Genomic DNA, 14,937 nt, shown 5'->3' with positions numbered 1-14,937 from the left:
ACCTTTCGGCTGGCTGACCGGATCGTCAGAGACCTATAGAATGCAGGGCCTGATCGAGATCCTCTTTGAGATCGCGAACATCTTCCAGCCCCACATTAAGACGCAGCATCCCTTCCGAAATGCCCATCTCGGCCCGCCCTTCATCGCCCATATTGGCATGAGTGGTGCTGGCCGGATGGCACATCAGCGATCGCGCATCACCAATATTATTGGAAATATCAATAAGTTGCAGCGCGTCAAGCAAAGCGTGCGCCTGCGCACGATCATTCACCTCAAAACTGAAAATCGCGCCGCAATTATCCATCTGTTTCTTCGCCAGCGCCTGCTGCGGATGGCTGTCCAGAAAGGGGTGCAGCACGCGCTTTACACGGCCTTCCAGCATCCGGGCCACTTCGAGGCAATTGGCACTCTGCCGCTCGACCCGCAGACTCAGCGTTTCCAGCCCCTTATGGACCACCCAGGCATTGAAGGGCGACAAATTCGGCCCGGTATTGCGCTGGAAAGGCAGCAGCACATCGTTGATGAATTCTTCCGTGCCGCAGACTGCCCCGGCCAGCACACGGCCCTGCCCGTCCATCAGCTTGGTTGCCGAATAGGCGACGACATCGGCGCCGAATTCCATCGGCCGCTGAAGCGCTGCCGTGCAAAAGGCGTTATCCACCACCGTGCGGATGCCATGCGCGCGGGCCAGTCCGCAAATATATTCGAGATCGGCCACATCCATGGTCGGATTGGCGGGCGTTTCGAAAAAGAAGACTTTGGTGTTCGGGCGGATCGCCGCTTCCCATGCCGCATTGTCGCGCGCATCGACCACGGTGGTTTCGACTCCGAAACGCGGCAGCAAACTATCCACCAGCCAGCGGCACGAACCGAAAGCGGCACGTGCGGCAACGATATGATCGCCCGCCGAAAGCTGAGACAGCAGCGCGGCGGTCATCGCCGCCATGCCCGAAGCCTGCACGCGGCATGCCTCGGCCCCTTCCATCACGGCAATCCGCTCTTCAAGCATCTGCACCGTAGGATTTTGCAGGCGCGAATAGGTCATGCCTTCCGCTTCCCCGGCAAAGCGTGCGGCGGCGACCGCAGCTTCGTCATAGGTGTAGCCCGAGGTAAGAAACAGCGCTTCGCTGGTTTCCCCATGTTCGGAGCGCCACGTGCCTGCACGAACAGCTTTGGTCTGCGGGCGCCAGTTGGCAGTGATAGAGCGATCGGTTCCGGTAGTCTTTTTCATGATGCGCTGCACTTACGACTGCGTTGCGCCGGGAGCAAGCCATGTTGAAAGCGCAAAAATGCCATCTTGCGACAACCCCGCAGGCAGGGTTCAAAAATCGCTGTGCTTCTCACTGGCGCCCGCAAGGCAGGCCGATTAAAGCGGCCCCCATGCCAAGCATCAAGAATCTGACCCGGTTGGGGCAATTGATTGCCGCCCGACATGGCTGGCCAGCGGCCAAAACCTTTAAATCCTATCGGATGGAAGATCGCGACGGTGCAATATTGGCGCACCACGCGGTCGAGTTGCTCAAAATCTTTCCCGAAACGCCCGATACGGCGGCGCTGATAAGCGCGGCCCTGGCGGTGCGGCTCGAAAGCAAGCTGGATGCGCCCGTTCATGTGGTGGCAGGCACGCTCCGGCTGAATGGCGAACCGGTTTTCGAACAAGACGATACCTTCGACGGACCGGCCATCTTCAGCAAAGACCAGCCTGAATGGAACGGCCATATATGGGTCATGACCGGCCCTTATATCGTCGATGCCGCTTTGTTTCGCATCGCCGGTTCGGACACCGCCCCGGCGCGGCTGACGCAGCATGTGCTGGCCACTTTCGGCCCCGACAAAGCCCTTTATGTCGATCGCTGGCCGCGAACCGGCAAAACCGGTTTCGATTATGAACCACAATATGTCCTGAGCAGCGAGGAGATAAACCGCCTGATGGGAACGGCCTTTCACCATATCCGGCAAAACGGCTGATCCGGGAGCGAGCACCGGTTACAGGCCAGTCGATCCATTGGCTTGCCTCGCCCCGCAGCGCCGCTTATCGCTGGCATCAGAGCCCGTTGCCCGCGCTTTTGAAAGGGGCAGAAAAATGGTACAACGCCGGAAGGGAAGGCACAGAAATATGACGATATTTCAATATCTTCCTAAATATCGGCCAGCCATTTCTGCCCGATCCCCGCGAAACGCCCCGATGGCGCCCTCACCGAGTCCAGACCCAACCTCATGAACCGATCAGCCCTGCGGGAAAGAGGCCCTGTCCTCGCCAGCCTCCTCCTCACTCTGGCCTTCGGCCTTTTATGCTTCGTCCGCCTCGCCACCCCCTCAACGATCTATTTCGATGAGACCTATTATCCCGCGGCGGCCCGGGCGATTCTTCACCTTTCGCGCCAGCTCAATCCCGAACACCCCATGGTCGGCAAGGAACTGATCGCAGCAGGCATTGCGCTTTACGGCAATAATGCCTTTGGCTGGCGTTTCTTCCCCGCCTTGTTCGGAACGCTGGCCCTGTTTGCAGCCATGCGTGCCTTGTGGTTCGCTACGCTTTCCCGGTTTGCCACACTGGCCGGAGGCTGGTTGCTGGCGACCGGTTTCATGCTCTTCGTTCAGTCGCGTATCGCCATGCTCGATATCTTCATGGTCTGTTTCGTGATGATCGCCTTGTGGATGTGCGCAGCGGCTATGCGCGAAGCCGAGCGTGCCCGCTGGCGCCTCATCATTGCAGGGATCGCGCTTGGCTGCGCGATGGGGTCGAAATGGAATGCCGTCCCTGTCGCCATTCTGCCGGGGGTGGCTTTCCTGGCGATCCGCGCAAAACATGCCGGATGGCGTGTCCTGTTCAGCACACGCGGCGCACCGATACCGGGCATAAGCCTGGCCGAAGCCACACTGTGGCTCGGCCTGCTGCCTCTTGCTGTCTACTGGCTCACCTATTGGCCCGCTTTCCTGATGGCCTACGATCCGGTGTCTCCCTGGGGTTTCATCGGCACGCATCGCCATATGATCGCTTTGCAGGAAAGCACCGGCAAACTCTCCCACCCCTATCGCAGCGAGTGGTATCAATGGGTGCTCAATCTGAAGCCAATCTGGTATCTCTACCGCGAAGCCGACGGCGCCCAGCGCGGTATTTTCATGGTCGGTAATCCGCTAACCATGCTGATCGGCCTGCCGGCGCTGCTCTGGTGCGTATGGGCCGGCCTGTTCCGCGATCATCGTGCCGCGCTGGCCGTCAGCATTCTCTATGCGGCCAGTCTGGGCCTGTGGGTTATCGCCCCCAAGCCGGTGCAGTTTTATTTCCATTATCTGTTACCCGGCTGTTTTCTGCTGGCCGCGCTCGCAATTGCGCTCGATCGTCTGTGGCAGGCGGGATGGCGCAAAGTGTCGCTGGCGGTGCTAGCCGCCTCGGCGGCGCTTTTCGCCTTCTTTTACCCGATTCTCAGCGCTGCGCCGCTGGCGGGCGAGCAATCCTTCCGCCTGTGGAACTGGTTGCCCGGCTGGGTCTGACACTGAAGATTAAACTCTATTTGTAACGTCCCCAAATAAAGCGGCTCGACAGCGCGTAATTCCAGACCGAGCCCAGCAGAATGCCGATCAGCGCCGCAGCCCACCAGTGAAAGCCGCGCTCCTGCAAAAGCGTGGCGACGCCGATATTGGCGGCAGCACCGATCAGGCAGGTCAGGCAAAATCCGGCCCAGCCGGTGAGCAATTGCTTCCAGCCGCTGAGCTTCTGATCGCGATAGGTAAGGAAATTGTTGAGCCAGAAATTGAAGGTCATCGCCGCCAGCGTGGCGCAGCTCTGGGCGAGCGCGAAAACACTGCCGAAAACGAGATAAAGCAACGACAGCACCGCCATATGCACGCCGATCCCGATGGCCCCGACCGTGCCGAACAGGGCAAACCGCGTGGGGACGATCCGCCCGAGATAGCGTTCATACAATCCGGCCAGAAAATCCAGTGCGACACCATTATCCAATTTGCTTTCTCCGGCGGCTCTTGCCGCGAATGTCAGCGGAAATTCCTTCACCTTCAAGCTCTTCGGCGCACTTCCCAGAATATCGAGCAGGATTTTGAAACCGATACCCGACAGGCGCCCCGCCTGCGCACGCAACTGCTCGGTGCGCAGCAGGAAATAACCGCTCATCGCATCGCTCAGTTCGGTGCCGGTCAGCTTGCGGGCCAGCGCATTGGCAATGCGTGAGCCTGCTTCCCGGCTTTCGCTGGCGAGACCTGCCGCCGTGCCGCCCTGTGCAAAGCGCGACGCGATGGCGATATCGGCCTCACCGCTGCGCACCGCCTGAAGCATGGGCCGCAGCAGTGCCGGATCGTGCTGATGGTCCGCATCCATCACCGCCACGAAGGGGGCGGCAGTGGCACACATTCCCTCTATCGCAGCGCCGGACAGACCGCGCCGGCCGATCCGCTGGATCACCCGGATACGCGGGTCCGTTCGGGCGATCCGGCGGATTTCGTCCGCCGTGCCGTCGCGGCTGTTATCGTCGACGAAAATCGCTTCCCAGCCTTCCGCACCCAGCGCTTGATCGAGCCGGGCGACCATCGGGGCGATATTGGCCCGTTCATTGAGTGTGGGCAGGATAACCGCCAGTTGCAGCGCCCCGGCCGGAGGGTTCTCCCCGGCCGGGCAGCTATCCGCATCGGGATCTGGTAAAATCTGCGTAACGGTCTCCATGGCATCCGGCCCTACAGGACAGATATTGCCAAATGCCTGCCCGGTTCCCGAGAGTCTTCGCCGAAGGGCGCTTTACAGACTGGCGAGAACCGCATCGCCAATTTCCGCAGTGCCGGCACTTCCGCCGAGATCGGCGCCCTTGATGCCCTGTTCCAGCACTCTGGCCACGGCTTTTTCCACGCGTGCAGCGTCGGCTTCGCGCCCGAAACTATGCCGCAGCATCATGGCGAGGCTGAGGATGGTGGCCATCGGATTGGCCTTGCCCTGACCGGCAATATCGGGCGCGCTGCCGTGAATCGGCTCATAGAGGCCCTTTGTGCCCCATTCGGTCCGCTCTTCGCCCAGCGACGCGGAAGCGAGCAAACCGATGGAACCGACGCACATGCTCGCCTGATCCGACAGGATATCGCCGAACAGATTGCCGGTCACGATCACATCGAACTGGCCCGGATCGCGCACCAGCTGCATGGCGGCATTATCGACATACATATGGCTCAGCTCGACATCGGGATAGTCGCGGGCGACTTCGATTACCACATCGCGCCAGAGCTGGCTGGTTTCGAGCACATTGGCCTTGTCCACGCTGGTGAGACGCTTCTTGCGGGTCTGCGCGGCGCGGAAACCGGCATGGGCGATGCGGCGCACTTCATCCTCGGCATAGGACATGAAATCGTACCCCTGACGGCGCCCGTCCTCCAGCGTGCGGATAGCCTTTTCGCCGAAATAAACATCCCCGTTCAGCTCGCGCACGATCAGCAGATCGATCGCGCGGGCGACTTCGGGGCGCAGGGCGGAGAGATCTTCCAGTCCCGGAAACATAGTCGCCGGGCGCAGATTGGCGAACAGGCCGAGCGCCTGCCTCAGGCCGAGAATAGCCTGTTCGGGCCGCAAATGGCGTTCGAGATTGTCGCAATCGGGATCGCCCACGGCACCGAACAGCACCGCATCGGCGGCTTTGGCCATATCCAGCGTTTCGGGCGGCAGCGGGTGGCCGTGTTTCTTATACCCTGCCCCGCCGACATCGCCTTCCATAATCGTGCAATCGGGCAGGTCGAGCGCATTCATCACCTTGCGCGCTTCACCCATGATTTCGGGGCCGATGCCGTCCCCTGCCAGAATTGCAATTTTCATAGCTATACCATTCTTTCCAGACGTTCTTTCAAGCGGATTCGCGCCGCCATAACATCGCCGCGCCGCTCGGCAAGGAGGTAGTGGTCGAGAATCGGCCCGATCCGCTCCATGGCAGCGATAATTTCCGGCAGATCGCCATCGGGCGGGCGGAGATTTTCGCCATAGCCCAGTTCACGCAACAATAATGTTTCATAGGCGACCAGTGCCCCCGCCCAGCCGCGAGCGGAGGGGGCATGGCAAATCGCCCGCAACAGCGCCTCGAGCGCGGAGAAAAGCGCCGGATAGGGATGGCGTTCGGGCAGCGCCGTAGCGGTGAGCGCGCATACCCAGCCGATCGCCGCGGCGGGCAGCGGTTCGACCATCCACGGCCCCCGGCTTTCGGTCAGTTCGAGCCTGGCGAAAGGAAGCTGATGTTCGGAGCGCACGCTCAGTTGCAGCTCCACCGCATTGCCGGGAATCATCACCGGGCGCAAATGCCGCCCCCGCGCCCCGGCGACATAAGCCGCGACCAGCCCGTAACGCTCGGTCAGCACCCGCGCGATGGCCGCCGTCTCCCCATGGGGACGGGCCGCAAGCAGCAAAGCGGGTGCGCGAATATGCATGGCCGCGATGTGGCCTGCGGGAGAGCTTTGGGCAAGATGCTTCGTTGCCCCGCGCCGCTCTTAAAACCTGCCCCGCTTTGCCCGCGCAGAGCTATCCCCGTGCTGGATCAGGGCGTGTCATCCGCAATCGCCGTCGCCTGATGGGCGATATTGATCCACCGGCCCTCGCGCAAAGCATAGACGCGCATATGCCGCGCATGTTTGACCGGCTGCACCCCTTCGGGCGTTTCGATAATATTGCTGTAGCGCCCTGTGACCACTGCCACATTGCCGAGCATCCGGACATGATTGGCCTCGATCACAAAGCTTTTGAAGCGATATTCGCGGTTCCTGAATCCGTCGAGAAATTCCGCCTTATTGCGGCGCTGCCCGGTGCTTTCGATATGGACGTAATCCGCGCCGGTAATACGATCCAGCGTGGCGATATCCCCCTCCCGCATGGCTTCGAGCCGAACTGCCTCTACCTGCAAAACCGCCGCCTCATCCGCCTGCGCTGCGCCATCGGAAGCTGCCGAAACCCCGGCCACCGGTGCCAGAGCCAGCAGCCCGGTGAGCAGCCATTGTGTCCCAAGTTGACCCATACGCATTCATGCCTCCCGATGCAGATCGGAAAAGCTATTCTGACGGGGTGTGATGGGTTTTGTCTATTGGGACGGGCGGAAATGCGGGAAGGATGCCAAAATGGCGAAAAGAATCATGAGACCGCAGGGGAAATTTCGTCCCCGGAACGCTCGCTTTTGAGATCTTTGTACCGAAAATGGACCTTCCGTCCTCGCCAGCATTGCGGACATTTCCGCTGCCAGCCTAAACTTTAGAGGCTCTCTTTCGATCATTCCGACAATACTATACCGCTCGATCACTACGTGTACCGAACGTTCTGGATTTTGAGCCCGTCTTCCGCGCTGCCAAACGCTGTTATCGGGGGAGAAAACCGGGCTCGAAACCGCGAAGTTTATGTCGCCGGGTGGCCTTACTCCTTCCCGGCCAGTTTCGCTTCCAGTGCAGCCAGTCGTTCTGACAGCTTCTCGTTTTCTTCGCGGGCTTTGGCAGCCATTTCCTTCACCGCATCGAATTCTTCGCGGCTGACGAAGTCGAAGCCGCCGAAGGTTTCCTTCATGCGTTCGCGGGCGGCCTCACGGGCTTCGCGGGTCATGCCGGCGAATGTACCGGCGGCGCTGTTGGCAAGTTTGACGAAATCGGCGATGCGGGGATTCTGGCTTTGCATGAAATTCTCTCTGGTCTCTCATGAGCGGCCCGGCAAGCCCCCGATGGGCAGGCCCGCGCTCTTGTCCCGCTCTATATAGTCATAAGCGGGTGCCGGCGAAAGACGGCGCTGCCCCGCCGGGGCCGATGCGCCGCCTCCTGCCGCTTACAGCGTAATGCGCTGGACGGCATTATGCGATCCTTCGGCCCCGTCTGCATCGGGATTGGCGATAAGAAACTGATAATTCAGCACCGTGGCGAAAAGCACCCATGCCAGATAAGGCAGCAATAGCACCGCCGCCGCACGCCGCACGCGCCATACGGCGAAGATCGTGAGCAGCACCATCACATCGAGCAGGCCGATAATCACCAGCCCGTAAGTGATCTGATGCGCCCCGAAAAAGACCGGCGACCATGCAAGATTAAGCGCCAGTTGCAGGATAAAGAGCAGGATGGCGAGGCCGCGCCCGCGTGCACCGCGCGCCGCGCAGATCAGCGCCAGCGACAGACCCATCATGATATAGAGAACCGTCCAGACGATGCCGAAAGTGGCCGGGGGCGGAAAAATGGCCGGCTTGACCAGACCGTCAAACCACGGATTGCCGGGGCCGCTGCCTGCCGCCCGGCCGGACAGGAAGCCCGCCAGCGTGATGGCAGGCACCAGAAACAAAGCCCAGCGCAGGAAACTGGCGCGAAGCTGCGCCGGTGAAGCTATTCGATTCATGGCTATCCCTGTTGCCCCTGTTGGCTGCGATATGATGTTGGCTGCAAATGGTGTTGGCTGCGATATGATGTTGGCGGTAATATGATCTGTCCGCATGGACTGGAGCATATTGGCGACCGGCAAGCTAGCGCGCAACGGCCACTAGCTCCGATCCCGTTCCATTATGGATCATCCTGTCACCGGCCGGACATGATTGCCACTCGCCCGCGCTGAAATATGCCCGGCACCCTGGGGCTGCCCGGTGTCCCCGCTCAGTCTCTGTGAGCGGAAATCAGAAATTCGATATTGCCTTCCGGGCCGGTGATCGGGCTTTGGGTGATGCCCTGAACGGTCCAGCCGCCGAGATCCGCAAGCCACTGGCGGGTTTCATTGCAAACCCGCTCATGCAGAGCAGGGTCGCGCACCACGCCGCCTTTGCCCACCTCGGCGCGGCCCACTTCGAATTGCGGTTTTATCAGCGCGACGAGGCGACAGGCGCGCGCCGCCAGCCGCAAAGGCGTGTCGAGCACTTTGGCGAGCGAGATAAAGCTCGCATCGCAGACCACCCAGTTGCAGCTCCGGTCAATCTGCTCCGCCGTGAGAATGCGGGCGCTGGTCTTTTCCAGCACCGTCACGCGCGGGTCCTGCCGCAATTTCCAGGCAAGCTGATTGGTGCCCGAATCCACGGCGAAAACATGGTCCGCCCCGTTCTGGAGCAAAACGTCGGTGAAGCCGCCGGTCGAGCTGCCGATATCCATCGCCACAGCCCCCGCAGGATCGAGATCGAAGGTTTCGAGCGCATGGGCGAGCTTGATTCCGCCGCGCGAAACCCACGGATGGTCGCGTCCGCGCACATCCAGCGCCACATCATCGGCCACCTGCTGCCCCGGCTTTTCCGCCTTCTTTTCACCGATATAGACCAGCCCGGCCATCACCAGCGCCTGCGCGCGCGAACGGCTTTCGACGAGACCGCGGGACACAAGAAGCTGATCGAGACGTTGTTTGGCCATGGCGATGCGCATAGCGATGAATGCGCGCTTGAGCCAGCACCCAGGAAACGGCAAAGACGGAGCCCATGAACAAACGCAGCTTTTCCCTCACTCTCCCGCTGGCACTGCCGCTTCTCATGCTCGGCGCCTGTGTGCCGCAAGTGGAGCCGCCGGCGCCGGCGCCGACGCCCGCCCCCGCGCCGGCTCCCCCTCCGCCCTCCAGCACGCCGATTCCGCAGCCACCGCCGCGGCAAACGACCTATGATAACTGGATGGATGCACCGCAGACGCCGGGCGACTGGTCCTATCGCCAGAGCGGCACTGGCAGTGTGGCATCCTTCGGCGAAAATCCGTCCGCGCCCGTCTTCTCCCTGCGCTGCGACCGGGCCAGCGAAACGGTCAGCCTGATCCGTGCCGGGCAGGCGGGAACGGCTGTGCCGATGCAGATTCAGACGGAAACCGCGCAAAAGTCCTTCCGCGCTGCGCCGGTGGCCGATGGCCTGCAGGCCCGGCTGGCCGCGCGCGATCCGTTTCTCGATGCGATGGCATTCAGCAAGGGACGGTTTGCCGTGGGCGTGAGCGGCTTGCCGCAGCTCTTCATCCCCGCCTGGCCCGAAGTGACGCGGGTGATCGAGGATTGCCGCTAGAGAGAGCGGGTCCGCTGAGAGCAGGGGCCCCTTGCGGTTCCTGCGCTCCGGCCTCTTACGGAGTCCGCTTCGTGATCTTGCGGGCGGATGACAGGTAATTTCCCGGAGGGCAGCCGATCATTTGGCCGGAAGCGACGATTGTGACGTGGAAAAACAATAATTCAAGCCTTGTCTTCGCGCTCCAGAAAGCGGACATTCGTTTCAGGGCCAGCGGTGAACGCGGTCTTGGCCGCCGGTGAAACGGCGGATCTTGGCACATAAGCGCGAAAGGAGGTGATCCGATGTCTCATGGTTCAGCAGGGAGGTCGGCTAGTTTCCGCACAAGGCATTATCGTCAAAAGTGATTGAGGCGATAAAGGCTTTGTGAGCGGCACTTCCGGCCGCTGACCATGCGAAAGGCCGTTCCCCGCTACGGGCCGGGGGCGGCCTTTCTCATATCCGGCTTTTGGCTTTGAAAGGGCGCGTTTGCCGGAGAGGCAGCGCAGGGCCGGGAGCGAAAAGAGCGAGAGCGGCTTGCCAATATTGCCGCGAAACGGGTCGTGCCGGCGCGAAGGCAAAACAGCGCCGAAATACGCGATTTTCGGCGAGTCTGGCCACCGGCTTCGTCTTTATGGCCCTCTTCAGCGCTTTTATGGCCCCTTTATGTCGCGCTCAGCGCCCCATAGACCCCATCAAATATTTGCCTCAGCCCCCTTTTGGGCGCTACTCCCCCATAATTAGTGGCAAACCGCGAGGTTGCCTTGCCATTTATTTCATTTCTCTTGCCTTATGCGAAATATTCCGTCAGGCGAACCGAAGTTAATTGAGGATAGACCCATGGCGACCGCCGCCGATTCGAAGCTGACTTTCACCCGACTGCCCCACCCAGCACCCGTCCCTGAAGACGCCCGCGAACAGGCTCTGGCCGATCCCGGTTTCGGAACGGTCTTCTCCGATCACATGGTGGTAATCGACTGGGATGAAGGAACCGGCTGGCACGATGCCCGGATCGGCCCGCGCGAACCGCTGGCGCTCGATCCGGCGACAGCGGTGCTCCATTATGCGCAGGAGATCTTCGAAGGCCTGAAAGCCTACCGGCTGGCCGATGGCAGCATGGCGCTGTTCCGTCCTGAGGAAAATGCCCGGCGGTTCAATCAGTCAGCCCGCCGTCTCGCCATGCCCGAACTGCCGGAAGAAACCTTTATCGCAGCCTGCCTCGAACTGGTCAAAACCGACCGTGACTGGTTCCCCAGCCTTGCAGGCGGCTCACTCTATCTGCGGCCCTTCATGTTCGCCTCCGAACCTTTTCTCGGCGTCCGGCCCGCCAAGCAATACAAGTTTCTCGTCATTGCCAGCCCTGCGGGCAATTATTTCAAATCCGGCGCACCGGCTGTCTCGATCTGGGTGAGCAGCGATTATACGCGCGCTGCTCCAGGCGGTACGGGCGCGGCCAAATGCGGCGGCAATTATGCTGCCAGCCTCGTCCCGCAGGCCGAAGCTATCGAACGGGGGCACGATCAGGTGGTGTTCCTCGATGCTGCCGAACATAAATGGATCGAGGAGCTAGGCGGTATGAACCTGTTCTTCGTCATGGATGACGGCACCATCATCACTCCGCCGCTGGGCGGCACAATTCTGCCGGGTATCACTCGCAACAGCCTCATCACCCTCGCCCGCGAGGAGGGACTGACCATTCGCGAAGAACGCTACAGCATCGATCAATGGCGTGACGATGCGGCAAGCGGCAGGTTGCTCGAAACCTTTGCCTGCGGCACAGCAGCCGTCGTGACCGCCGTTGGCCGGGTAGCGAGCCGCGACGGAGAGTTCACCATCGGTTCCGGCGGACCGGGTCAGCTCACCACAAAGTTGCGGGAGAAGCTCGTTGGCATTCAGCGCGGTACGGTTGAAGATACGCATGGATGGGTCCAGCGGGTCGACTGATCCACGCATTCATCGGCACAACCTTATATAAAACAGCCCGGTAGCTCGCCGCTACCGGGCTGTTTTATATCGAGTTCACAACGGTCATGCCATTGGACGCCAACAGGTGGTGAAACTTGTGGAAAGCTTGCGCAAAACGCTGTGGATGACTTGCTCAGAACCTCTTGAATCTCAGCTGCTACGAGCCAATTTGTCGTAACGGATAAGGCACGCTTCTAAAGTGCGATACTATAATGACCAGCCTGATGCTTATGCTGCCTGCGATATATCCCGCCCTTTGACCGCTTTCAGGATATGGTCGCTGGCCTTGTCCCCGATCATAATAGCGGTGGCATTAGTGTTCCCGGCAGGAATAGTCGGCATCACCGAAGCATCGGCCACCCATAATCCTTCCAGACCGTACAGTTTCAGATCTGCATCGACCACTGCCATAGGATCGGCCTTTGACCCAATCTTGGCGGTACCGACCGGATGGTACATCGGAATAGTCGCTGCACGCACATAATGGGAGAGTGCTTCAGCGCTTTCAAGCTCCTCACCGGGACGCACTTCTCCGCTAACATCCTTCGCAATAGCGGGCTGCGCCATGACTGCGCGGGCAATTTGCAATCCTTCGACCAGTTGCAGCACATCATCCTCATCACCAAGCAGGATATGCTCGATTTTGGGTGCGGCATCAGGATTGCCGGAACGCAATGTTACGCTTCCGCGCGAGGATGGCCGCATCAAACCGACCAATGTGGACACGGAGCTTTCTCCGCGTAAGGCCAGATTACCCTTCTCGGTGACATCAAAGGCGAAGGCTGAAAAAGCAAGTTGAATATTGGGAGCCGAAAGCCCTTCCCGGCTGCGCACAAAGGCCTGAGCATGGCCAATTCCGGTGGTCAGCGCCCCGGATCGTTTTACCGCAAGCGCCAGCAATTGCTTCACAGCGGACAAACCGCGAGAATCATCGTTCAGCGTATGTGTATCGACAGCATTGACCAGATGGGTAGCGGAATGTTCCTGCAAATTCTGGCCCACACCCGGCAATGCAATGACCGTATCGATTCCATGCTTCCTGAGCTCATCGCCCGGCCCGATACCCGACAGCATCAGCAAGCGCGGCGTATTAAGGGCGCCGGCACTTAACACCACACCATGCCGGGCGGTAAGAGTACGAATCTGACCGTTATGGCGCAGCTTTACGCCTGTGGCCCGGCCATTTTCGATAACGATCCGCTGAACCTGCGCTTCCAGCATAATCTCCAGATTGGGAGAAGCCTTTTCCAGATAACCACGCGCCGCCGACCAGCGCAGCCCGGAACGCTGCGAAAGCTGGATAAAATCAACCCCTTCAGCCTTCTCCCCGTTAAGATCCGGGGAGCGCGGAAAGCCCGCTTCCTGCACCGCTGAAACCCAGTCTTCGGTTACGCTGTAACGCGAGCGGATTTCGGATACGGCAATCGGACCGCCAGTTCCTCGCCATTTGTCCGGTCCGCGCTCATTATCCTCCATCCGGCGGAAGTAAGGGAGGCAGGATTCGTAATCCCACCCTGTAGCGCCCAGCTCCGCCCAGTGGTCGTAATCCCATTGATGGCCTCGAATAAACATCATGCCGTTGATTGCGCTGCCGCCACCGAGCCGCTTGCCCGCCGGCCAGACATCAGGGCGGCCGCCCACAGATGGATCGGGTTCGGCCCGGTAGCACCAGTCAAAGTCAGGGGTCTGGACAATATTGGCCATCAGAGCTGGTACACGGGAACGGATATCCTTGTCGGACTTACCCGCTTCCACCAGCAACACTTTCTGCCCCGCATCAGCCAGACGGCTGGCGCAAGCCGCACCTGCGCTTCCACCGCCAATCACGATAATATCGGGTCGCTGAGCCATCATCCTCTCCATATATTAGTAACGCACGTTATAAAGCGCTGAGAGCAGGTGGCAATATTTGGTTGCTCTGAGACATGACGAAAAGGCGATGTCAGCAGCGCTTCACCGATGACATTTGGCTCCGGATATGCTCCCTGCATATTTCTGCGACCATACTGAGCAAGAAAGCACGAAAGATGACGGGATTACTGGCAAAGCATGGATTTATGCGGCTTACAGCCCTTTTCTGTGTACCAGTAATATTGTGCTTTGCAGCGCCTTCCCAGGCAGAGAGCGCGAAGGGATTGGGGCGTTTTCAGCTGACATTTTATAAAAAAGATTATGCACCGATCGCTTTTGAAAGTGTCAACGGACTGGTTCTGTTTCAGGCAAAGGTCGGGGATCGCGATATCTGGGTTCTGCTCGACAATCAAAGCAGTTCACTCATCGATACGGGTCTGGCCCGGGAGCTGGATTTGCCATTTGATAAAAACTTTCGTTCTGAAACAAAAACTTATGAAAGCTCTGAAATTACACTGGTGACTGATGTTCCGTTAAAAGTAAACCATCAGTTTACATCTACAGGGGGAATGCTGAGCATCAGTCTGGACCGTTACTCGAAGATGCTGGGCCGGAATATCGGCATGGTCCTCGGGAAGAATTATCTTAGCAAAATCAGCTACTTCATAGACCGAAAACATGAGAAAATCGGCTTTGCCCTGAGCGGAGCCATCCGTCCGAAACAAGGCCGGAATTCTTATACTCTGCCACTTGCCGCAGGCGATGTGATCGAAGCGGACGTCAATGGCAAAACCATGCGGCTGAAGATCGGCCTCGCCAATAGTTCGACCGTCAGATTATCCGCCGATTCCTGGGACAAAGCGATCCCCGACAAAGCGAAAGAGCAAGCTATTCCGCAAGTCGATCCGATGGGCAATCTGGGCACGAAGCAATGGTCGGAAAACCTACCGGTCACGCTCGACAAAATGACGCTTCACATACCTATCTCCACGGAATTCAAGGATTTTCCCGATTATGACGGGATTATCGGCATGGGAATTTTGCGAGGCTTCACGCTGTCAATCGACAGCCCGGCGAAACAGATTTTCCTGATGCCGCAGCTCGAGAAACACGGGGGCCAGAACAGCCCTGAAGAGGGCCAGAAGCGCCCCTAACAGGGCCAGAAAGACGAAGAGCGGATCCAGACCGGGTA

14 protein-coding genes are annotated in these 14,937 nt (G+C 59.7%); 5 read left to right on the top strand and 9 right to left on the bottom strand.

Going from position 1 to position 14,937, the window contains the following annotated elements; all coding sequences use genetic code 11:
* Positions 1–25: 25 nt before the first annotated feature.
* Positions 26–1,231, bottom strand: a complete 1,206-nt coding sequence (gene metZ / locus D6851_RS07575; RefSeq protein ID WP_120324273.1) for an O-succinylhomoserine sulfhydrylase — start codon at positions 1,229–1,231, stop codon at positions 26–28.
* Positions 1,232–1,380: 149 nt separating this feature from the next.
* Between metZ and D6851_RS07570 the strand changes: the two genes are divergently transcribed.
* A complete protein-coding gene (locus D6851_RS07570) occupies positions 1,381–1,968 on the top strand; it encodes a hypothetical protein (protein WP_120324445.1) in 588 nt (195 codons plus the stop codon).
* A 249-nt stretch (positions 1,969–2,217) separates the two neighbouring features.
* Positions 2,218–3,495 (top strand): phospholipid carrier-dependent glycosyltransferase, encoded by a 1,278-nt coding sequence (locus tag D6851_RS07565; RefSeq protein ID WP_120324272.1) that lies wholly within the window; start codon positions 2,218–2,220, stop codon positions 3,493–3,495.
* Positions 3,496–3,511: 16 nt separating this feature from the next.
* On the opposite strand, the gene D6851_RS07560 is transcribed toward D6851_RS07565, so the two are convergent.
* The 7 genes from D6851_RS07560 to D6851_RS07530 all read right to left on the bottom strand — a co-directional run bounded on the left by D6851_RS07560 (position 3,512) and on the right by D6851_RS07530 (position 9,327).
* Entirely contained in the window at positions 3,512–4,678 is a 1,167-nt protein-coding gene (locus tag D6851_RS07560) for a glycosyltransferase family 2 protein (protein ID WP_120324271.1), read from the bottom strand.
* A gap of 72 nt (positions 4,679–4,750) precedes the next feature.
* Positions 4,751–5,809 carry a 3-isopropylmalate dehydrogenase gene (leuB, locus tag D6851_RS07555; protein WP_120324270.1) on the bottom strand — a complete coding sequence of 353 codons (1,059 nt, stop codon included), beginning with the start codon at positions 5,807–5,809 and terminating at the stop codon, positions 4,751–4,753.
* 2 nt (positions 5,810–5,811) lie between these two features.
* The gene (recO, locus tag D6851_RS07550) at positions 5,812–6,411 is read right to left on the bottom strand and encodes a DNA repair protein RecO (protein ID WP_120324269.1); all 600 of its coding nucleotides are present in this window, start codon (positions 6,409–6,411) and stop codon (positions 5,812–5,814) included.
* Positions 6,412–6,518: 107 nt separating this feature from the next.
* Complete coding sequence (locus tag D6851_RS07545) at positions 6,519–6,998, bottom strand: nuclear transport factor 2 family protein (protein WP_120324268.1); 480 nt, start codon at positions 6,996–6,998, stop codon at positions 6,519–6,521.
* A gap of 383 nt (positions 6,999–7,381) precedes the next feature.
* Positions 7,382–7,636 (bottom strand): accessory factor UbiK family protein, encoded by a 255-nt coding sequence (locus D6851_RS07540; protein ID WP_120324267.1) that lies wholly within the window; start codon positions 7,634–7,636, stop codon positions 7,382–7,384.
* 144 nt (positions 7,637–7,780) lie between these two features.
* Positions 7,781–8,338: a TspO/MBR family protein gene (locus D6851_RS07535; RefSeq protein WP_120324266.1), complete on the bottom strand. Its 558-nt coding sequence runs from the start codon at positions 8,336–8,338 to the stop codon at positions 7,781–7,783.
* Positions 8,339–8,589: 251 nt separating this feature from the next.
* On the bottom strand, positions 8,590–9,327 hold the full coding sequence (locus tag D6851_RS07530; protein ID WP_120324444.1) for a TlyA family RNA methyltransferase: 738 nt from the start codon (positions 9,325–9,327) through the stop codon (positions 8,590–8,592).
* 65 nt (positions 9,328–9,392) lie between these two features.
* Here D6851_RS07530 and D6851_RS07525 point away from each other — a divergent pair, with 65 nt between their 5' ends.
* Together D6851_RS07525 and D6851_RS07520 are read left to right on the top strand one after the other, a co-directional pair.
* Entirely contained in the window at positions 9,393–9,953 is a 561-nt protein-coding gene (locus D6851_RS07525; RefSeq protein ID WP_120324265.1) for a hypothetical protein, read from the top strand.
* Between the two features lie 816 nt (positions 9,954–10,769).
* Positions 10,770–11,873: a branched-chain amino acid aminotransferase gene (locus D6851_RS07520; RefSeq protein ID WP_120324264.1), complete on the top strand. Its 1,104-nt coding sequence runs from the start codon at positions 10,770–10,772 to the stop codon at positions 11,871–11,873.
* Positions 11,874–12,122: 249 nt separating this feature from the next.
* Here D6851_RS07520 and D6851_RS07515 read toward each other — a convergent pair whose 3' ends face one another.
* Positions 12,123–13,748: a GMC family oxidoreductase gene (locus D6851_RS07515; protein WP_120324263.1), complete on the bottom strand. Its 1,626-nt coding sequence runs from the start codon at positions 13,746–13,748 to the stop codon at positions 12,123–12,125.
* Between the two features lie 281 nt (positions 13,749–14,029).
* Between D6851_RS07515 and D6851_RS07510 the strand changes: the two genes are divergently transcribed.
* Positions 14,030–14,899, top strand: coding sequence for a hypothetical protein (locus D6851_RS07510; RefSeq protein WP_120324262.1), 870 nt, complete (start codon positions 14,030–14,032; stop codon positions 14,897–14,899).
* Positions 14,900–14,937: the final 38 nt, after the last annotated feature.

Origin of the sequence: Altericroceibacterium spongiae (genome assembly GCF_003610805.1) — a bacterium.
Lineage (GTDB): Bacteria > Pseudomonadota > Alphaproteobacteria > Sphingomonadales > Sphingomonadaceae > Altericroceibacterium > Altericroceibacterium spongiae.
Note: the sequence above shows the minus strand (reverse complement) of the source record. Positions and strands in the feature narration are given on the sequence as shown.